The organism is Spirosoma fluminis, assembly GCF_054778895.1.
Window position 1 is genome coordinate 945,346 of sequence record NZ_BAAGZD010000004.1, and the last position, 20,280, is coordinate 965,625.

Genomic DNA, 20,280 nt, shown 5'->3' on the forward strand with positions numbered 1-20,280 from the left:
AGGTTACTTAAGCAGGATTTCTAGCTGTCAGCCGATTAATTCATTCCCTGTTGTATTTTTGCCGCACGTATGAATACTAATCCAGCCCGTACCGACGGACCGCCAGCAGCATCGCTGCAAGATATTATCGCCCACGCCAAAGAATATGGCTTTGTATTTCCCTCGTCTGAAATCTATGATGGCTTACAGGCCGTGTATGACTATGGGCAGAACGGCGTTGAACTCAAGAACAATCTCAAAACGCTCTGGTGGAAAGCCATGACGCAGTTGAACGACAATGTTGTCGGCATTGACGCGTCGATCTTTATGCATCCACTCACCTGGAAAGCCTCCGGACACGTCGATTCGTTTAATGATCCGATGATCGACAACCGCGATTCCAAAAAGCGGTACCGCGCTGACCAACTTCTTGAACTGAAGGCCGAGGAGTATGCCAACGCAGGCGACGAAGCCCGGAGTCAGGCGCTTTTGCAGGAGATGGGCCGTCTGTTGGGGGATAATGATCTGGAAGGCGTTCGAAATCTGATTATTGCCGAAGGAATTAAAGACCCTGTCTCGGGCACCGACAACTGGACGGAGGTCCGTCAGTTTAACCTGATGTTTTCAACCCAGGTCGGCTCATTAGCCGAAGACGCCAGTCTGATCTACCTGCGCCCGGAAACAGCACAGGGAATTTTCGTTAATTTTCTGAACGTACAGAAAACCGGCCGCATGAAGGTGCCGTTCGGTATCGCCCAGATCGGGAAGGCGTTTCGAAACGAGATCGTCGCCCGTCAGTTTACCTTCCGTATGCGGGAGTTCGAGCAGATGGAGATGCAGTTCTTTGTTCGGCCGGGTACCGAAATGGAGTGGTACGAGCGCTGGCGGGATACGCGGATGAAGTTCCATCAGGCGGTTGGCCTGCCCGCCGAAAAACTCAAATTTCATATCCACGAGAAACTGGCGCACTACGCCAATGCCGCCGTAGATATTGAGTATCGGTTTCCGTTTGGCTTTCGCGAGATGGAAGGTATTCATTCCCGTACCGATTTCGACTTAAAATCGCACCAGGAGCTGAGCCGTAAGAAGCAGCAGTATTTCGACAATGACGTTGATCCGGCAACGGGTAAGCCTTACGGCAATTATATTCCCTACGTAGTGGAAACTTCAGTCGGCGCAGACCGGCTATTTCTGGCAGTGTTCTGTAACGCGTTCACCCGGGAGACCGTTGGCGAAGGCGACGACCGGAAGGAGCGTACGTACTTAAAACTCCATCCGGCACTTGCCCCCGTTAAGGCAGCGGTGTTTCCGCTTGTGCGCAAAGATGGTTTACCGGAGAAAGCCGAGCAGATCGTGAAAAGCCTTCGTTCGGAGTTTCGGGTCATCTACGAAGAGCGCGACGCTATCGGAAAGCGTTACACCCGGCAGGACCTGATCGGAACCCCGTTCTGTATCGCAGTCGATTATCAGAGCCTGGAAGACGATACCGTCACTATTCGCTACCGGGATACAACCGAGCAAATTCGGGTACCGATCAGCGAATTAAAGGCGCGCATTGGTCAGGAAGTATCAATGGAACGCGTTCTGGAAAAAATGTAAGCGTCTAAAATTGACCATACGCAGCAGGGGCGGCCACTAGTGGCCGCCCCTGCTGCGTATGGCTATAAAAAAACTAAAGCTGAAGAGAATACTAGCTGAGATGAGACGCGTTACCAGCTAGTTGACGGCGAACAGTCGTCCAGCGCCGACGTGATACAGGCAACACTTCGCCCGTTGACAAATGAACCAACCCACCGGTATCGGTACGTTCCAGCCGCTCGACGTAGCGCCGATTGACAACGCAGTTGCGATGCAGGCGAATGAACAATTCGGTCGGCAGTTTGGGAGAATAGTACTTTAAGGTACGTGGCATAAGCATACGACGGCCGTCTACCCAATTCAGCCAGCTGTAGTTCGCTACCGCTTGCAGATAAACAAGATCAACTACCGAGAACGACTGCCGACCTGTTTCGCGTAGGTATAGTTTGAGAGGAGGCCACTCCGTTGGCATAGTGCGAGCTGAGCTCGAAGCAGAAGAAAAGTATGTCACGAGAGTTTGCAGTTTTGGTTTATCGAAAGTTGGTCAAGTGTTTATGATACAATACTAAACCGAATGCTTTCGAGCCTCTTGCTCTTACGTAACAAAGCCTATAAAATTTGTAACATGTGCCTGAGAGTAGCCAGTTAACCTGAGCCACTGGCCCAGAATAGACTATAAACCATACCGGTTTGGGCGATTTTAATGAAGGGCAGTAGGGCAGTACAACTCTGGATCAAACAAACTTGCCTAAATAACTTCCTGCCGGTTTTGGTCCACGTACTCAGAGGGGGTCAGGTGGTATTGCTCTTTGAATACCTTTGAGAAATAGGCCGGCGTATCGAAGCCAACCAGATCGGCCACAGCGGAAATCGACGCGCCCGTTAACAGCAGCTCGGCGGCCCGGCGAAGTCGCACAACCCGAATCAGTTCATTTGGGGTCATGCCGGTCATGGCTTTGATCTTCCGGTTCAGGTGCATCCGACTCATGCCTACCGAAGCGGCCAAAGGTTCCACCCCAAAGGTCGAATCGTCCAAGCGAGTTTCGAGGACTTCATAGACCCGATTCATAAACTCGTCCTGTGGAGCCTGACTCGCGATCGGAAGATGACCTTCGCGTAGTAGCTGGGCCCGGTAATGCAACCGCATGCGCTGCTGCTGCTCAAGCCGGTTACGAACGCGTCCCAGCAGCTCATCGACCTGAAACGGCTTGGCTACGTAATCGTCGGCACCAGCGGCTAACCCTTCGACCCGGCTCTCCAGAGCCGCTTTGGCCGTCAGCAGAATGATCGGGATATGACTCGTGGCGGGATTGTCTTTTAGCTGCCGACAAAGCTCGTAGCCGTTCAATTCGGGCATAATCACATCACTGATGATTAAATCAGGCCCCTCCGCAATGGCGGTATCAATCCCTTGCTGGCCATTACTGACCCGGTGAACATGCCATTCGGCAGACAGCACGGAAACAACGTAGTCCGCAATGTCGTCGTTGTCTTCGACCAGCAGGATATGGGCTGCGTTGGCGTCCAGAGAAACGCCAGCCGCTTTTGTGTTTCTCGACTGGCCGTCGGCCTGAAGGGGTACACTCTGCGCAAGAGCCGGACGGCAGGGCAACTCAATGGTAAACGTAGTGCCAGTGTTACGTTCACTTTCGACGCTCACGCTGCCGTGCATCACTTCGACAAGTTCCTTGACCAGCGCCAGGCCAATGCCTGATCCGCCCACGGAGCCATCTACGGATGGATTGGTCTGGTAAAACCGGTTGAAAATCAGCGGTAATTTTTTGGGGTCGATGCCAATGCCCGTATCGCGGACAACAAGTCGAATGCGTTCGGTCTGGGTTAGGGTCTGCGGGTTAGCGTTACCAACCTGACCCGGTGCCGAAATCGTTACGCTCACCAGGCCGTTTTCCGGTGTGAACTTCAACGCATTCGACAAAAGGTTATTGAGTATCTTCTCGACCTTATCCGAATCAAACCAATAATACGGCTGCGTTAACTGCGTATTGATCTGTAAGCGAATATGCTTCCGCAACGCTTCTTCGTTAAATACCGTCGTGATGCGTTCCACAAACTCCGGTAAATCGCCGGGGGCAGGCGTAACGCTTAGCTTACCCGCGTCGAGTTTGGCCAGATCGAGGAGTTCATTAATAAGCCGAAGCAGCCGATTCGCGTTTCTGTAGATCAGGGACAGGCGGCTCTGACGCTGGTCGTCGGCAATGGTTTTGTCCGTCAGTAACTGTTCTAACGGTGTTAGAATTAACGTAAGCGGAGTGCGAAACTCGTGGGTAATATTCGCGAAAAAGCGGGTTTTGAGTTCATCCAGGTGCTTGAGCTGCGCGGACTCCTGCTCACGAAGCTCCATACGAGTCTTTAGCCGAATCCGGTTAAGGCGGATGCGCAAAAATAAGCCAATGGCGCCGAGCAGCAGCAATAGATACAGTACGTAGGCCCACCAGCTTGCCCAAACGGGCGGCTCAATAACAAGTCGAATCTGCCGGGTGTGCGGACTCCAGACACCGGACGTGTTGGACGCGTTCACCATGAAGGTATACGTCCCCGGCGACAGATTCGTGTAAGTAGCCGTGGCTACGTTACCACTGTAGACCCAGTCTTTGTCAAGCCCGACGAGTTTATACCGGTACTGATTCTTCTGCGTGTTGTTGAACTGAAGCGCGGCAAAATCGACAGAGATGAAATTCTGCTGATGATCCAACACGATCTCCGGCGTTTCGTTTATATCCTGCTGAATAGGCGAATTCGGCGTGTTGGCGCGTATGGGCTGGTTATTGATTCGTAAGCTCGTTAACGCAACCAGCGGCTTAAAGGCGTCTTCGTTCACCCGGCGCGGGTCAAAGATGGTGTAGCCCCCGATACCCCCGAAAATCAGTCGGCCATCGGGTAAGGTTACGTCGTGAAACCGGTTGAATTCTTCGTTGGGCAGGCCATCGTCGGCCGTGTAGCTCCTTACTTCGTAGGTTCGGCTATCGAAGCGGCACAGCCCCCGGTTGGTACTCAGCCAAAGGTGCCCATCTGCGTCCGGCCGTATGGCATAGATCACGTTATTGGGCAACCCCTGCGCTACCGAAAACCGGCGAATGCGACCTGTCAGCTTGTCGAGCTGGCATAAGCCGCTGCCGAAGGTGCCAATCCACAAATGGTTATATTGCGCCGGGTCCTGGGCTAAACAAAGCAAGGTATTATTCGGCAAGGCACCATCGCCCCCCGCATGCCAGCGTACCAGCCGCCTGGTCGACAGATCGGCCCGGAGCAGACCGTGGTTTTTCGTTGCCAGGTAAATACGGCCTCCATCAACCACCATCGCCTGGATTTGATACGGATGATTGGCGGGAAGCGGTAGTGGAAATGCTGTGAACGTTTGCAGATCAGGGTTATGGCGTATTACGGCCTGACTGTTTGGGCCAAGTAACCCCCATAATTCACCTTGCGGGCCAGTCGAAAGCGCGGTGAGCCGAAACAGACCGCCGGGCAGCCAGTTTGGGTTTATACCAGTTGGTTTTACTGCATCGAACGTCTGCCGGACCGCATCGTACCGGTAGGGGGTGGTCCCTGAACTGCTCAGCCAAAGCGTTTTGCGCCGGTCTACCAAGTAGCGCATGTTGAAGGCCGTCTGCTGTTGAATAGCGGGTGGGATGGCCGGTAGAGGAACCTGAAACTGCTGCGTAAGCCAATCGATATGGAATCCATGCGTGTAAGGCCAGGCCCGAAACGCCTTTTTGTTCAGGTCGCATTTTATGACTCCGTCGCCATTCAAACCCATCCATAGCACATTCGAACGGTCGACGAGTATCGACAGGGCTGGGTACTGGCTGAGCTTGGGATCAGCGGGAGAAGGAACCAGCCCGGTTCGGTCGGTATAGTAGTGCTGATTCACGTAGTCAACCCCTCGCTCGTCTTTGGTGAACAAAGGAATCCGGCCAGCGGTCGGGCTGCCAGGAACGGGGATGATTAGGCGAACAAGTCCAGTCTTTGGGTTAAATAAGGCAACCTGGCCCGGAAACCCGAGCATCAGTTCTCCGTTGGTACGTTCATGGAGGTTATATACATCGGGCTGGGGCAACCCCTGAGCGGCCTGATAGTTGGTGTATTGACTGGTGGTAGGGGTATACCGGAACAGCCCGTTTCGGGTAGCCAACCACAACTGTCCCCCTTTGTCGAGCAGAAGCGCATGGGTAACCTGCTGTACGGTGTTATTCTGAATGGCCCACTGGCGGTGCGAGACGGTTCCGTTGGCGTGCAGCAGGAAAAAACCGTTGCTCTGGGTGGCCACCCAGACATTCCCTAAGCGATCGGGCTGGATGCTCACAAGTTGATCACGACCGAGTGCCTGACGAAACTGAGCGGAGTTCGAGACGCGAGCCGACTGTTCCGTGACCGGATCGAAACAATCGACGTCGTTATTTTCAGTACGTATCCACAACCGCCCTCTGTTATCTTCCCGAATTTCGAGGATGCTGCTGAAGGATAAAGATTTCGGCTGTTGAGCGTCGTGGTTGTAGATCCGAAAGCGTACGCCGTCGTAGCGACACAGGCCATCGCGCGTGGCAAGCCAGATAAAGCCACGACGGTCCTGAACCAATGATTTTATAAAACCTTGTGGTAGTCCGTCCCGTACGGTTATATATTCGGGCGTCGGTTTGCTGGTATCGGTCGGTAGGGCCGAAAGGGGCAACGCTACTGACAAAACCAGCATCCAACAGAACCACCGCTTAATTTGATGCATAAGCCGATCCGGATTTTGCCCGATTCAGCTTTGTAGAAGCCGAAAACAGATGGTCAAATTCGTTCATATCAACGGGTTTATCAATTTTACGGTAGCGTTTTTTATTTAACGGTTAATTCGCCTTCATCAATCTATACACAATCCGTCGCGACTATGAAACTCGTTCTTAAAACGCAGGTAAACGCTTCATTGCCAGCTGTATGGGCCGGTTTCGATCGTGCTTTATTCAATCAGCTTAGCCCGCCGTTTCCGCCGGTCGAGGTGGTTCGTTTTGATGGCTGCCAACAAGGTGATGTGGTTCATCTGAGGCTGAATTTCGGGGTGTTTCGCCAAGACTGGATTAGTCTGATAACGGATCAGCAACGTACCGATTCAGAGATTTTCTTTATTGACGAGGGCACCCAGTTGCCCTTTTTTCTCCGTTACTGGCGGCATCGCCACCGGCTGATCCGCGACGAATCCGGCAAGACAATACTCGTTGATGACATTACGTATCGGACGCCATTCCGGCTGACCGACTATTTGTTTTATCCCATTATGTGGCTACTATTTGCATATCGTAAACCTATTTATCGACGCGTATTTAACGAACAGAGAGGCTAAAAACCTCGACTGCGTTCGCTATCAATACAACGTTACGTATGGTTACAAAGATAAATCCATTTTAGTGCCGTCGGACGACGAAGTTGAGCCGCTTCCTGAAGGATACGTATTGCTCAGGCAGCGGCTTTCTGAACTCCTAATATTCCGTTACATTTGTTGATACGGCTATTTAAACGCTTGCATGAAACTTCCCAACTTAACTACTCGCATTTTTCTGGGCATGGTGCTCGGCATCGCCATTGGTTATTTTTTCCCGGATACCAACGCTGGCTTCTCGGGTTCCGACCTGAACATTCTGTCTAAAATATTCTTACGGCTCATAAAAATGATTATCGGGCCGCTCGTATTTGCTACCCTGGTCGTTGGTATTGCAAAGCTGGGTGATTTCGGTACCGTCGGCCGCATCGGTCTGAAAACACTGGCTTATTTTTATTTTGCTACGATCCTGTCGCTGATCGTCGGTTTGCTGGTGGTGAACATCATGAAACCCGGCGAGGTGATGAGTCTGCCGTTGCCCGCAAAAGGCACCGACACGGGGGTTGAAGTGCAGAAACTGACCTTCGATAATTTCATCACGCATATCGTGCCGACCAGCTTTATTGATGCGATGGCTACGAACGAGATTTTGCAGATTGTTGTCTTCAGCATCTTTTTCGGCATTGCCGTCGGGGCCATTGGAGACCAGGGTAAACTCATGATTAAAGCCCTGGATGCGTTATCCCACGTAATGTTCAAGGTAACCAGCTACGTTATGTCGTTTGCGCCGTTTGGCGTATTAGGCGCTATTGCCGCGGTTGTGGCCAAGCAGGGGCTGGGTATTCTGGCGGGCTACGCGTACCTGATTCTTTGCTTCTTCGGCGGGTTACTCTTTTTTGTGTTTGTCGTGCTAGCGGTTATCTGCCTAGTGGTCCGCATCCCCTACATTGCCCTCCTGAAAGAAGTGCGATCGGCAATTATTTTATCCTTTAGTACAGCCAGTTCAGAAGCCTCGTTTCCGCAGACGATTGAAGCGTTACGTCGATTTGGCTGCTCAGAGCGAATCATTTCGTTTGTGTTGCCGCTGGGCTATTCGTTTAACCTGGACGGATCTATGCTGTACATGACGTTCGCTACGGCCTTCATTGCCCAGGCCTATGGCGTTCCCCTCAGCCTTGAGCAGCAGATTACTATGATGCTGACCCTCATGATTACGTCGAAAGGCATTGCGGGGGTGCCACGGGCGTCGCTGGTGGTCATTGCCGGCACAATGTCGCTCTTTAATCTCCCCATCGAAGGCCTGGCCCTGCTGCTCGGAATTGACCAGGTGCTCGATATGGGACGCAGCGCCACGAGCGTAGCGGGTAATGCCGTTGCTACGTGTGTCATCTCGAAGTGGGAAGGTGAATTTAGGACGCAACCCATTGAGTCGAACGAGGTTACCGTTTAATAAACCGGTTTACCTTTCACACAATCACCCTGCGGTAGTGTGTACGAATTGCGTAGGTTAGGCTTTCGTTGTTTACGTTTTCGTTCACCTAAACCCGTTTGCCGTGGAATCCTCATTTACTCCAGTTGGTACTTCTGTAAAAGCGACCGCTATTCAGCGGTTTGCAGCCGCCTTCATCGACGGTCTTGTTGGTAATGTGCCTGTATGGGTGCTGGTTATGGTGTCTTATAATCTGGCGATGGTTGGTTATGCCGTGGCCATTGGCTATCTGCTTACCAAGGACGCGCTGCCTTTTCTGAATGGGCAAAGCATTGGCAAAAAGCTGATGGGCATTAAGGTCGTCAAAGAAGATACGGGCCAGCTGCTGACGAATGACTACGGCACGGCGATTACGCGGCAGGTTTCGCTGCTTATTCCGCTGTTCAATATTGTCGACGCCCTGATGGTGTTTAGCGATGACCGGAAACGGTTCGGCGACAAATGGGCCAAAACCGTTGTTGTGAAAGCCTAACGGCGCTCAGGTCCGCTTAAAAACCACAATCCACATCGGATTGTGGTTTTTTTATGACCGTCTGTATAGCTGTGTGGCAGTTCATCCGTAATTTGGTTGGCGGTACGTAACAGAACACCGTAGTTTGACCTAATAAAGACCAGGTTCGCCCAAACCCGGACCAGGCTGCTCCGAGAATCGGCGACTGTCAGTTGGCAGCGTTCGTCCTCAGATTTAACCTAAGCAAATCAATGATTTCATGACCAACATCCTCGAAACTCACCACATTGTTAAGCAGTATGCCCAACACCGAGCCCTGGATGACGTTAGCCTGACTGTTCCCACGGGCAGTATTTTCGGATTGCTCGGCCCAAACGGAGCGGGTAAAACTTCGCTTATCCGAATCATTAACCAAATCACCGCCCCCGATGCGGGCGAGGTCATTCTGGGGGGCGAACGGCTGAGACCAGACCATATTCAACGCATTGGCTACTTACCCGAAGAGCGCGGTCTGTACAAAAAAATGAAGGTGGGGGAGCAGTTGCTGTACCTGGCGCAACTAAAAGGACTGAGCGAGAAGCAGGCAATGGACAAGCTGAAAACCTGGTTCGTGAAGTTCGATATCAAAACCTGGTGGAACAAACAGATCGAGGACCTGTCGAAAGGGATGCAGCAGAAAGTGCAGTTCGTGGCTACGGTCATGCACGAGCCCGACCTGATCATTCTCGATGAACCCTTTTCGGGCTTCGACCCCATCAACGCGAACCTGATCAAAGACGAAATTCTGGAACTGCGCGACAGCGGCAAGACCATCATTTTCTCAACCCACCGTATGGAATCGGTTGAAGAACTCTGCGATCATATTGCCTTGATTAACCGCTCCCACAAAGTGCTGGACGGCCCCAAACGCGCCATAAAAGAGCAGTTCAAGACTCATACGTATCACGTCGAGTATCAGGGCCAGATCGACAATTTGCCTGCCGCTTTTGAGGTTTTGTCGACCCGCGCCACGGAGGATGAGTTCTGGCGGTCCGACATTCGAATCCCGCCCGATGCGGCCGTTAGTGACCTGATCCGGTACCTGATCGACCGCGTAGCGGTCCGCTCGTTCGGCGAAAATATTCCGAGTATGAACGACATTTTTATTAAAGCCGTTGGCGAGACCAATGACTGATAACAGGAACTACTCTTTCTGCCGGTATCACGTACTGATACGCTCACCTTATTTCCTTTTAGATTCATGAGAACGATTTTACTGATTATAAAACGCGAATACTTGACCAGGGTACGTAAGAAGTCGTTCCTGATCATGACCATTTTAGGGCCGCTTCTAATTTTTGGCTTTTATGCTGCCATCGGCTGGGCTGCGGTCAGCTCCATCAATCAAAAGAAAATAGCGGTCATCGACGAAAGCGGCCGGTTTGCCAATCAGCTCAAAAACACGAAGGAAATAACCTTTTCGTACCTGAAGCAGCCGTTGCCCGATGCCAAAAAGCAGTTTACCAAAAGCGGCTACGATGCGTTGGTATACATTCCGAAGAATGTAATTGACCAACCTAAAACGGTTCAGATTTTCGCCGAGAAAAGCGTCAGTATCGAACTCCAGAGTAATGTTGAGCGAGCGATCGCCCGGGAGATCGAATCGATCAAACTGGGTGAAGCAGGCATTACCCGCAAAATTATTGACGACGCCAAGGTAAACGTTGATGCCCAGACCATTAGCCTGCGCGAATCGGGGGAGCAGAACAGCAGCGCCATTGCTACGTCGATCATCGGCTACATCTGCGCATTTCTGATCTATATCTCGGTGTTCATCTATGGCACTCAGGTCATGCGGGGCGTAATGGAAGAGAAAACCAACCGCATTGTGGAGGTCATCATTTCGTCCGTCAAGCCCCTGCAACTGATGATGGGTAAGATTATTGGGGTGGCTCTGGTTGGGTTAACCCAGTTTCTACTATGGATTGTGCTGACTATTGGCCTTTTCACTATTGGCAGCAGCATCGTCGGCGATAAGGCCCAGAAAGGCCGACAAGCCATGCAGAACTCGCAAATGAGCATGGCGCAGGCTCCGTCTCCCGAGATGCAGAAAGCGCAGGACAGTATGATGACGAACGTAGTCAATGCAATTGAAACCCTGCCCATTACGATGATTGTGTCTTGTTTTCTGTTTTATTTCCTGGGTGGCTATCTGCTCTACAGCGCGTTGTTCGGAGCCATTGGCGCTGCGGTCGACAATGAGACGGAAACGCAGCAGTTTATGTTTCCCATCACCATGCCCATTATCGGCGCGATTGCCATCGCGCAGTTTGTGATTCGCGAACCCGACGGAGCGCTGGCGTTCTGGACGTCGATGATTCCATTTACGTCGCCGATTATCATGATGGTCAGGATTCCGTTCGGCGTTCCGGCCTGGGAGCTAGCCCTGTCCATGGCTCTGCTGGTGGTTGGCTTTGTGGGCACAACCTGGTTAGCCGCCCGCATCTACCGCGTAGGTATTCTGATGTACGGTAAAAAAGCGTCGTACAAAGAGCTATCGAAGTGGGTGTTTTACAAAGGCTAAGCTTATTTTGCCTTTTTCAATACGTAATGAGCCGTATGACTCTCCAGGGTCATACGGCTTTTTGCTGGTTAGAGGAATCCTGAGTCAGCTCTTTGTTGCTGGTAAACCGGTAGAGATAAGGGGCTTTATGGGCTCCTCCGCTGAATTTTTTCTCGATACGTTCCAGTATGCCCAAGCTGAGCATTTTTCGTTGAAAGCCCGATCGGTTAAGCTTCTGGCCTAAAACGGTTTCGTACAGGCTTTGTAAATCGCCTATTGTAAATGTGTCACCAAGCAGGTTAAAGCCAATCAGTTTTCGGTCGAGGTTAGCCTGCAGCGTTTCCAGAGCTCTCTGCACAATCTGTTCGTGATCGAGCATCAGCGGGGGGAGCGACTCTAAATCGTACCACTCGCAGCGGTCGGATAACAAATCCGGGATGGGTACCGCTTTGGTAAAATCAATCAGGGCGTAGAAACCTACCGTAACAAACCGACGTAACAGCCAGTGCGTCTCGACCGGCGAAATACCTTTGGCCTGCATGATGGCACGCAGCGGAGCCGCATTGTGTCGACTTGTATCACCAAACACGTAAAACTGATCCAGGTAGATGTCGTGCAGGCCGGTACGTTCGGCGAGCACCCGGCGGGCGGCATCGTTTACGTTCTCGGTTTCTTTGATAAACCCACCCGGCAAGGCAAACAGATCGGTATTCTTATACGCCAGCAGCAGAATTTTCAACTGGTTCTCATGGAAGCCAATTATGACCAGGTCAATGGCCAGCCCTGGTAGAAAACCATCACCGTTCTGATCAATCTCTTCGCGAATTAAGGAAATACTCATGCTGTGCTGATTATACCGAAACTAACAAAATTTGCCGCTTTCGATTTATCCGGTTATTATTGTCACAATTTGCGACAATAATAACCGGTTTTCGGAAATATCCCGCGAAACGGGTTGAATTGCGTAGATGAACTCCTTTTCTCATGCTTAAATTATTTACCATGAAAACGCTTTTAGTGCTTTCTCTGCTGGCAGTGCAAGTGGTTCCCAGGGCGCTGGCGCAAGGGAACAAAGAGTCGTCGGCCCCGCGCGTCAAAACGGCGAACGGTGCGGTAGAAGGCGTCGTTGAGACCAGCGGTATTCGGTCGTTTAAAGGGATTCCGTTCGCGGCTCCGCCCGTGGGCGATCTGCGCTGGAAGGAGCCTCAGCCTGCAAAAAATTGGCAGGGGGTTCGGAAAGCCGACAAGTTTGGGCCCCGGGCCATGCAGCGTGCCGTATTTGGCGACATGGGTTTCCGGTCTGACGGCATGAGTGAAGATTGCCTGTACCTGAACGTATGGACGCCTGCTGCGTCAGGGAAAGAAAAACTGCCGGTGCTGGTGTATTTCTACGGGGGTGGTTTTATCGCCGGTGACGGCTCGGAGTCGCGCTACGACGGCGAAAACATGGCTCGCAAAGGCATTGTAACACTTACCGTAAACTACCGGCTTGGTCCGTTCGGATTCATGGCGCATCCGGAGCTGACCAAAGAATCTCCGCATAAGTCGTCGGGAAACTACGGCTATTTTGACCAGAGTGCGGCCCTGCGTTGGGTACAGCAGAACATTGCCGCCTTCGGGGGCGACCCCAGGCGGGTGACCATCGCCGGGGAGTCGGCCGGTTCAATCTCCGTTAGTGCGCAAATGGCGTCGCCTTTGTCTAAAAATCTGATCGCCGGCGCTATCGGCGAAAGTGGTTCGCTGCTCGGTACGTTGCCACCCGTTACGTTGGCCGAAGCTGAGCAGAGTGGCATTAAGTTCGCCGAGCAGCTTGGCGTTAAGTCACTGGCTGAATTACGGGCCCTGCCCGCCGAGCAGATTCTGGAGGCAACGGCCAAGCCGAGTACACCGCGGTTTTCGTCTACGATCGATGGCTATTTCTTTCCAAAATCACCCGCTCAGATTTTTGCGGCTGGTGAACAGGCAAAAGTTCCTCTGCTGGTTGGCTGGAATTCGGAGGAAATGAACTACCGGGCCGTATTAGGAAAGGAAACGCCGACGGCGGAAAATTACACGAAAGCGGTACAGAAGTTATACGGTGACCGGTCCGACGAAGCCTTAAAGCTCTACGCTGGCGCATCCGAAGACGAGATTCAGCAGGCCGCTACCGACCTGGCGGGCGATCGGTTTATTGGCTTCAGTACATGGAAGTGGGCGGATATGCAAAGCAAAACCGGTGGCGGCAAGCCCGTGTACCGCTATTTCTACGCCCGGCCGCGTCCGGCTATGACGACCCAAATGGGCGATGCCGCACCGGGTTTAGCCGGGGGTGTTGTGCGGGGTGGTGATGCAAACGCGGTGAAGATGCCGCCCGCCCGCGGAGCTGTGCACTCGGCCGAAATCGAATACGCCATGGGTAATCTGGCTTCGAACAAAGTCTACGCCTGGACGCCCGACGATTACAAGGTTTCGGAACTGATGCAGAACTACTTTGCCAACTTCATCAAAACCGGCAATCCGAACGGTGCCGGACTACCCAAATGGCCAACAGCCAACGCCAGCACGAACGTACAATATATGCGCCTGGATGTTGACAGCCACGCTGAAACCGAAAAGCATCGGGACCGGTATCTGTTCCTCGACCAATTCTCTGTTAAGGAATAGGTTTGGTCAAACTGCTACGTAGCTTAACAACCAGCCCCAACAGTCGCAACTGTTGGGGCTGGTTGCGTTAAAAACCAATGTCAATCACTAGCGGCTGTACCACCAATTCCTGAGTCGTTACGTTGTAAATGGTTCGAAGACCAACTTCAAAAGGCGTACGGAGCCGAAGCGCATTGAAAATAAAGGATACATCAACTCCTGTTGTCTGATAGGCAGTATGCCGGATTTCGTAACCGCGTAGTCGACCGTATATATCCCGCACTTCGAGTCGGCTGGAACCAGAGGCCAGATCATAAAAACCAGCGGCTTTGATGCGCTGAATGTACAGCCAGCGGCCTAGCGACCAGTGCGTGTCGGCAACGGGCAGCCGGTATTCGGCGCTCCCTGCGCTGATCTGGTCGTCGCTGATGTAGGGTTGACCGCGTGGATAAAATACAACCGGACTGAATCGATACGTGCCCTGGAGCTGTTGCTGATAGCCCGCCCGCAGGCGCAGAGAATGGTGCTTCCCCAGGCCGGGGAAATATAAATTGCCCTGAACGCCCCATTGTTCGCCGTTGAGTCGGCCGCCGAAGGGGGTGCTGCGATAATTGGCCGATACCGTCTGACCCCACCGGGGCGCTACGTCCCGCTTGCTCTGGCGAAGCAACCGCGAGTAAGTAAAGCTATATGTTAAGGCATTCAGGGAGCCCGCGGAGCCTACTTCCGTTACGAACCGGTAGGGCAGGTCATAGCCCGTTACCTGCAAATAATTGTAATAAGCCGCCACACTTAGGTTCTGGGCGTATTTCGATTGGGTCAGCCGAAGAGGCAGCCGGATGCCAGCCGTTACCTGGTTGTATTGCCACTGATCGGTGCGGAGACTGTCGGCGGGTTCGAGCCGGTCGACGTAAAGCGACGTATGGCGGTTGCCATGCTGCAAACTGAGGTCAATGATGGGGTAGAGGCCCTGGTAGCTGAAGTTGGCGAAAAAACTGCCAACTCGTTCTGCCTGGTTGTAGGTGTAGCCAACGCCAAGCTGAGTGGTACTTAAGATGTCCTGCGAGCTTAATCCAACCGACAAGGCCTGACCCGTGCTGCCGACCGTTGGTCCCCAGCTATAAATGTTAATGGCGTTGGCGAAGCGGTTAAACCGCGAGGGCGAATAGGGGCTAACAGCTGGTACCGAATCCGCTAAAATTTGCCGTCCCTGAGCCGCGCCGGGGCCCAACTGAGGAAGCTGGCCGATGAATTGAGCGAGGGGATCGTTCGCTGCTTGGCCGAAAGGAGAAGAGACGGGACGCCAGTCTGCCGGGTTGAGGGACATATCCATAATGCGATACCCATTCGCCGAAAAATCGTCGAAAGCGAGCCGGTTTCCGGATGGGGATACGGCAGCGTGGTAAGCCGCCAGCGGACGCGACGTGACCTGGAATTGGGCTTTCGTGCGGATGTCAACCGCATAGATGTTGTCGATACCCGACCGGGGCGAGTTATATAGAACGTAATTTCCCCAGGCCTGCGGATGGCTCAGGTTTTCGTTCGCGCGGGGAAGAAGGTCGGTTTTCTGGTTCGTTTTGGTGTCGATCAGCTGTATGGTTTTCTGCCAGTTCCGGAGCACGACGGTAACGATCGTCTGGTTGTCAGCTAACCAGCGGGGGTGCTGAAAAAACGCCTGATCCGGATTCGGCACGACGCTTAAAATCCGTCCATTCGCAGCATCGAGAACCAGCAGGCGAGTGGTGTATTTGTCTGTATTCTCCACCACGGCCAGTTTTTTGCTGTCAGGCGACAGCGTCGCTACGGTGTAGCGGGCGCGGTGCGTTAAGTGGGTGAGCGTACCGGTTTTTAAATCGAGCAGCCGGATGTTAGAAAAAATGCGCTGTCCCCAGCGGGCATCGTAGCCAAACTCAATCCAGCACGCTTTCTCGGACGTAGCCGACAGCAGGTCAGGATCATTCGGAAACCCCTGCACGAAGACGGTTTTCTCCGGCTGATTTTTCGTCAATAATACCAATCGGGGCGTATCGCCCAGCCCACTTTTGACGCAGAGCAGCGTCGAATCGGATACCCACTGCGGGTACTGGTAATTGGTAAACACGGGCCGCTTTGATTCCTGCTTTTCGGCTTTGACCACATACGTAGCAGCAGGCGTCAGGGTCAGGCTTTTCTGCTGATTTTGCCACGATTCGGTCAGTTCATCCATGGTTTTCTGGTACAGATCTTCGGTGCGCAGGCGGGTCTCGTTTTTGATACTGGCCGAAAAGGCAAACGGCCACGGAAACCGGTGGTAGTTGCGGTTCAGCACCCGACTCCACACATCAGGTCCATGCACGCGCTTGAGATACGTAGTCAGGAAGTAACCAAGTACGTAATGATCGGGTACGTTGTCCCGGTACGAACCAGCCACCGCTTTGGGGTAAGTGAACCGTTTGCCTGCCAGCAAATTGGCCCGCATGCCCAGACTGAAATTCGGAATCCGGCCCCGGCCGCTGTTACTGAGCAAGGTTTCGGTGCCGACCGCGTCGCCTTCCGCAAACCAGTCGGGCACGGTAATCAGCGGAAAAAACAGCCCTCCGTTTCCCAGCAGTGTGTACAGAAACCGACCATAGCCCTGTAGCGCTTTGTCGTTCTGAACAACGTGCCGGTATTCATGCACCGAAAGCAGATCAAGCCAGTTATACGTACCGAGCAGACCCGGACTTTGGGGCGTAACGGCGAAAAACTCCGACCGACGCGGGTACAACGTAACAAAGCCGTTGCTGTTGGTTGTCTGATTCTGAAGAACAACCGAAATAGGGCGGGGACGCTTTTCGAGCGAAGCGCTAACCGGTTCGTACAGACTCTCTAACCGGTGGGCGGTACGTTGCGCCGTCGAATCGAACCCGGCCGGGTAAACAACGCGAAAATGAGGAGTGGATAGCCGATACCAGCGGAGGCCCGTAGGGTTCTGATCTAAAACAGGAAAGATCTGGGCGAAGGTGGTCAGCGTTGTTAAAAAGCTAACGACCGTTAGCAATGACGTTTTCATAAGTAGCGACTACGAATGTACGGCAGATGCCCGTTGTTTACTACGGCTATTGCACACGTACCGAGAATATAGCTGCCTGTAAGGCAACCTGCCGACTCAGAGATGGGTCATCACCGGAAAATAGAAGCCATGAACAAGAACCTGATTGTACTGGGAGCGCTTGCCGTACTGGCGTGTCGCGACGAACCGCTTCGACCGAATACGTGTCAGGTGAAAAACCCGCTCAAGGAGTTGGGCTGGTTGCAGGAGAAGGTAACAAAGGCGACTCGTTACGATGCCGATGTAACGGTTTATCAGGCTACGTACCAGGGTGACACTGTGTTTGAGATCAACTCGTTCATGGGCGTTGACGCCAGTAATAGTGTCATTTGCCGATGCGATGGGTCGGTCGTTTGCCGGTCTGTCGTTACGATTGCGGGTCTGTCCGGCAATTGTGGTACGATTGCCAGCGACCTTATCAATCAAACAGTTATCTATGAACGAAAGCGGTAAGTACAGAGGGAGCAACGCCCCGAATCCCTATATGTACTTCGCCAGAAAGCCGATCAGCTTCTTTACCTTGTCGGTATACGGCGGGTAGATAAACTTCATCGTGCCAAAGTCGCGCTGCATCACGCCCCGCTGGTTCGAGAACTCCTGAAAGCTGAAGAAACCATTCGATTTGCCTAACCCGCTGTTGTTAACGCCCCCGAACGGCAACTCAACATTACTGAACTGGAGAAGCGCATCGTTCACGACGGTGTCGCCGGCCGAGCTGCGGTCGAGAATATACTGCGTGTGCTGCTGGTTGCGGCTGTGGATGTATAAGGCCAGCGGTTTCTCGCGCTGATTGACGATTTGCAGAGCCTCATCCAGCGTGGAATACGTCAGAACGGGCAAAACAGGGCCAAAAATTTCGTCCTGCATCACGCGCATATCGTTCGTAACCCCTTCCAGAATGGTCGGTTCAATAAAGTTCTGGTCGGCGTTCATCTGCCCGCCCAACGTAACGGTGGCTCCTTTCTGCACCGCATCGTCGACGAGCTCTTTTATCCGGTGAAAGTGAGCGTTGTTCACAATGCGGGCGTAGCTGTCCGACAGTTCAACCGGTTTTCCCTCAGGTCTATACATGCCCGCGATGGCAGTCTGCATAGCCTGCATCAACGGCTGCTTCACCGACTCATGAACCAGAAGATAGTCGGGTGCAATGCAGGTTTGCCCGTTGTTCAGGCACTTGCCCCAGGCGAGTTGCTCGGCCGCCTGCCTGATGTTGGCGGACTCGTCGACAATGGCGGGGGACTTGCCGCCCAGCTCCAGCGTAACCGAGGCCAGGTGTTTGGCCGCAGCCGCCATCACGATACGTCCAACCGCCGGACTACCCGTGAAAAAGATGTGGTTGAACGGTAAGTCAAGTAACGCCTTCGCTACCTCCGCGTCGCCTTCGAACACGGCCACTTCGTCCGCCGGAAACAGCTCGCCGATCATTTGCCGGATCAACCCGGCCGTGTTCGGTGTTAGCTCCGATGGTTTCAGTATTACTACGTTACCCGCTGCCAAAGCCGACACCAACGGCCGGATCGACAGCACGAACGGATAATTCCAGGGCGAGATAATTAAGACGTTTCCTTTGGGTTCGTACCGGATATAGCTTTTCGTGCCAACCAGACTAAGCGGAGTTGGCACGCGCTGGGGCTTTATCCATTGGTTGAGGTGCTTGATCGTGTACCTGATTTCGGCATGAAGCGCCATCAGTTCGCCCAGCGTTACTTCGGCCGATGGTTTGCGGAAATCGGCGTACATGGCCTGCTGAATAGCCGATTCGTGGGTCGTTATCCAGTGCTGAATGCGCCGGATGCGTTCAATACGCTGGGCAGCCGTTGTCAGCGCCATCTGGGGAGCATGCCGACGCTGTTGTGCAAAAACCGCCTGTAAATCATCCCGCAAATCGGTACTGGCCAGTAAGATGTTCATGGAGGAAATCAACTAGATACGATCAAGTCAAACGAATACACTAAAAATACAAAATAATGGGCCAAATGGTTGACATTGGCATTTAAAACCGAATCGGCTATCTTAGCTCAAACTTTAGTAAACCCAAACCGGATGACGCTCGTCAGTGAAAACATCCGCTACCTGCGCAAACTGAATGGTTTAACGCAAGAGCAATTTTCTCGGAAGATAAATATAAAGCGTTCGTTGTTAGGGGCTTATGAGGAAGCCAGAGCCAACCCGAATCAACAGAACCTACAGGCCATAGCCAAGGCGTTTAACACCACGGTTGAATTACTGACGCGGCAGGACCTGCGGAAAATCCGCGAAACACCTAACCTCAGCATTCCCCTCGGTCAGTCAGGCCGATCGGCCGAGTCGCGTACGCACAGCATTCGCTCCGATGGAAAGATTGATACGGACGAGGACGATCCGTTTCAGCATCCCGACTTCCCCGACATATTTGCCCAGCCGGAGCCGAAAGCACCCGAGCCGCAGCCGCTGGCTTCAGTGCTGAGTAAGTATTACCGCCAGCAGGAAGAGGTTCGGCCCGGACCACCGCGCGATATACGTCAGGCTCCCGCTCCACCCGTTATTACCCCACCCATGCATCCGGTAAGCGAACGCGCTCAATCGGCCGGGTTCCAGCCAGCGCTGACCGAATCGCCGGTGGATCGGCTGTTCGGGCAGCAGCCCGAAAATCGGTCGGCGGGGGCAGCTATACGTCAACCCGAGAGTCGGGCGGCTGAGCCGCTTACGTTCAATAACGTATACGAAGGAGCCGGTACGTCCACGCGCCCCAATCCGCCGGTTCAGGCCGTAGCGCCGACCATCCCGGTTGTGATGCAGCACCAGTTTGGCGAATACACCCAGCGGTATCAGCACGCTGACTTTCTGCACCGGCTGCCCGCCATGCACCTGCCGACGCTGCCCGAAGGCCAGTACCGGGCGTTCGAAGCAGGCGACGATTTTACATTTCCGGGGGCGTTGCTGGTGGGTCAGTTCGTCAGAAACTGGTTCGACATTGCCGACGGAAAAATGTATATTCTGCTCGTGCAGGGCGTGGGCATCTGTTGTCGGAGGGTGTATAATCAGGTGAAAGTGAAAGGGACGCTGCTGCTGACGGCCGATCAGCCCACCATTCCAAACCGCGAGACTGCGCTGAAAGAGGTCCTCGAAGTCTGGGAGATCCGGGCCTTTGTGAGTCAGCAGTTGCCACCTCCCGCCCCCAATACCGAACGCCTTCGGCAACTGGTCGATGAACTGCGGTTTGAAGTTGAACGCTTGTAAACACGCAGGC

At 53.2% G+C, this 20,280-nt stretch carries 14 protein-coding genes; 9 read left to right on the plus strand and 5 right to left on the minus strand.

From position 1 onward, the window contains the following. Positions 1-69 precede the first annotated feature (69 nt). Positions 70-1,578 (plus strand): glycine--tRNA ligase, encoded by a 1,509-nt coding sequence (locus ACYVBJ_RS09630; RefSeq protein ID WP_460982075.1) that lies wholly within the window; start codon positions 70-72, stop codon positions 1,576-1,578. 91 nt (positions 1,579-1,669) lie between these two features. On the opposite strand, the gene ACYVBJ_RS09635 is transcribed toward ACYVBJ_RS09630, so the two are convergent. Both ACYVBJ_RS09635 and ACYVBJ_RS09640 read right to left on the minus strand, forming a co-directional pair. Then, positions 1,670-2,029, minus strand: coding sequence for a LytR/AlgR family response regulator transcription factor (locus ACYVBJ_RS09635; protein ID WP_460982076.1), 360 nt, complete (start codon positions 2,027-2,029; stop codon positions 1,670-1,672). Between the two features lie 276 nt (positions 2,030-2,305). Beyond that, on the minus strand, positions 2,306-6,298 hold the full coding sequence (locus ACYVBJ_RS09640; protein WP_460982077.1) for a hybrid sensor histidine kinase/response regulator transcription factor: 3,993 nt from the start codon (positions 6,296-6,298) through the stop codon (positions 2,306-2,308). Positions 6,299-6,451: 153 nt separating this feature from the next. Here ACYVBJ_RS09640 and ACYVBJ_RS09645 point away from each other — a divergent pair, with 153 nt between their 5' ends. From ACYVBJ_RS09645 to ACYVBJ_RS09665, 5 genes are all read left to right on the plus strand, one after another. Further along, on the plus strand, positions 6,452-6,901 hold the full coding sequence (locus ACYVBJ_RS09645; protein ID WP_460982078.1) for an SRPBCC family protein: 450 nt from the start codon (positions 6,452-6,454) through the stop codon (positions 6,899-6,901). Positions 6,902-7,082: 181 nt separating this feature from the next. Then, positions 7,083-8,327, plus strand: a complete 1,245-nt coding sequence (locus ACYVBJ_RS09650; RefSeq protein WP_460982079.1) for a dicarboxylate/amino acid:cation symporter — start codon at positions 7,083-7,085, stop codon at positions 8,325-8,327. A gap of 103 nt (positions 8,328-8,430) precedes the next feature. Continuing rightward, a complete protein-coding gene (locus tag ACYVBJ_RS09655) occupies positions 8,431-8,838 on the plus strand; it encodes an RDD family protein (RefSeq protein ID WP_460982080.1) in 408 nt (135 codons plus the stop codon). Between the two features lie 238 nt (positions 8,839-9,076). Then, on the plus strand, positions 9,077-9,991 hold the full coding sequence (locus ACYVBJ_RS09660) for an ABC transporter ATP-binding protein (RefSeq protein ID WP_460982081.1): 915 nt from the start codon (positions 9,077-9,079) through the stop codon (positions 9,989-9,991). Positions 9,992-10,057: 66 nt separating this feature from the next. Then, entirely contained in the window at positions 10,058-11,380 is a 1,323-nt protein-coding gene (locus ACYVBJ_RS09665) for an ABC transporter permease (RefSeq protein ID WP_460982082.1), read from the plus strand. A gap of 49 nt (positions 11,381-11,429) precedes the next feature. On the opposite strand, the gene ACYVBJ_RS09670 is transcribed toward ACYVBJ_RS09665, so the two are convergent. Further along, positions 11,430-12,200 carry an NUDIX hydrolase gene (locus ACYVBJ_RS09670; RefSeq protein WP_460982083.1) on the minus strand — a complete coding sequence of 257 codons (771 nt, stop codon included), beginning with the start codon at positions 12,198-12,200 and terminating at the stop codon, positions 11,430-11,432. Positions 12,201-12,361: 161 nt separating this feature from the next. Here ACYVBJ_RS09670 and ACYVBJ_RS09675 point away from each other — a divergent pair, with 161 nt between their 5' ends. Beyond that, on the plus strand, positions 12,362-14,002 hold the full coding sequence (locus ACYVBJ_RS09675) for a carboxylesterase/lipase family protein (protein WP_460982084.1): 1,641 nt from the start codon (positions 12,362-12,364) through the stop codon (positions 14,000-14,002). A gap of 67 nt (positions 14,003-14,069) precedes the next feature. Here ACYVBJ_RS09675 and ACYVBJ_RS09680 read toward each other — a convergent pair whose 3' ends face one another. Continuing rightward, positions 14,070-17,012, minus strand: coding sequence for a hypothetical protein (locus tag ACYVBJ_RS09680; RefSeq protein WP_460982085.1), 2,943 nt, complete (start codon positions 17,010-17,012; stop codon positions 14,070-14,072). A gap of 129 nt (positions 17,013-17,141) precedes the next feature. On the opposite strand from ACYVBJ_RS09680, the gene ACYVBJ_RS09685 reads away from it, so the two are divergent. Beyond that, positions 17,142-17,504: a hypothetical protein gene (locus ACYVBJ_RS09685; RefSeq protein WP_460982086.1), complete on the plus strand. Its 363-nt coding sequence runs from the start codon at positions 17,142-17,144 to the stop codon at positions 17,502-17,504. Positions 17,505-17,531: 27 nt separating this feature from the next. Here ACYVBJ_RS09685 and ACYVBJ_RS09690 read toward each other — a convergent pair whose 3' ends face one another. Next, positions 17,532-18,962, minus strand: coding sequence for an aldehyde dehydrogenase family protein (locus ACYVBJ_RS09690; RefSeq protein WP_460982087.1), 1,431 nt, complete (start codon positions 18,960-18,962; stop codon positions 17,532-17,534). A gap of 132 nt (positions 18,963-19,094) precedes the next feature. On the opposite strand from ACYVBJ_RS09690, the gene ACYVBJ_RS09695 reads away from it, so the two are divergent. Then, entirely contained in the window at positions 19,095-20,270 is a 1,176-nt protein-coding gene (locus tag ACYVBJ_RS09695; protein ID WP_460982088.1) for a helix-turn-helix domain-containing protein, read from the plus strand. Positions 20,271-20,280: the final 10 nt, after the last annotated feature.

Coding starts and splice junctions, on each gene's coding strand:
- ACYVBJ_RS09630 (WP_460982075.1), top strand. CDS start 70: ATGAATACTAATCCAGCCCGTACCGACGGACCGCCAGCAGCATCGCTG.
- ACYVBJ_RS09635 (WP_460982076.1), bottom strand. CDS start 2,029: ATGCCAACGGAGTGGCCTCCTCTCAAACTATACCTACGCGAAACAGGT.
- ACYVBJ_RS09640 (WP_460982077.1), bottom strand. CDS start 6,298: ATGCATCAAATTAAGCGGTGGTTCTGTTGGATGCTGGTTTTGTCAGTA.
- ACYVBJ_RS09645 (WP_460982078.1), top strand. CDS start 6,452: ATGAAACTCGTTCTTAAAACGCAGGTAAACGCTTCATTGCCAGCTGTA.
- ACYVBJ_RS09650 (WP_460982079.1), top strand. CDS start 7,083: ATGAAACTTCCCAACTTAACTACTCGCATTTTTCTGGGCATGGTGCTC.
- ACYVBJ_RS09660 (WP_460982081.1), top strand. CDS start 9,077: ATGACCAACATCCTCGAAACTCACCACATTGTTAAGCAGTATGCCCAA.
- ACYVBJ_RS09665 (WP_460982082.1), top strand. CDS start 10,058: ATGAGAACGATTTTACTGATTATAAAACGCGAATACTTGACCAGGGTA.
- ACYVBJ_RS09670 (WP_460982083.1), bottom strand. CDS start 12,200: ATGAGTATTTCCTTAATTCGCGAAGAGATTGATCAGAACGGTGATGGT.
- ACYVBJ_RS09675 (WP_460982084.1), top strand. CDS start 12,362: ATGAAAACGCTTTTAGTGCTTTCTCTGCTGGCAGTGCAAGTGGTTCCC.
- ACYVBJ_RS09680 (WP_460982085.1), bottom strand. CDS start 17,012: ATGAAAACGTCATTGCTAACGGTCGTTAGCTTTTTAACAACGCTGACC.
- ACYVBJ_RS09685 (WP_460982086.1), top strand. CDS start 17,142: ATGAACAAGAACCTGATTGTACTGGGAGCGCTTGCCGTACTGGCGTGT.
- ACYVBJ_RS09690 (WP_460982087.1), bottom strand. CDS start 18,962: ATGAACATCTTACTGGCCAGTACCGATTTGCGGGATGATTTACAGGCG.
- ACYVBJ_RS09695 (WP_460982088.1), top strand. CDS start 19,095: ATGACGCTCGTCAGTGAAAACATCCGCTACCTGCGCAAACTGAATGGT.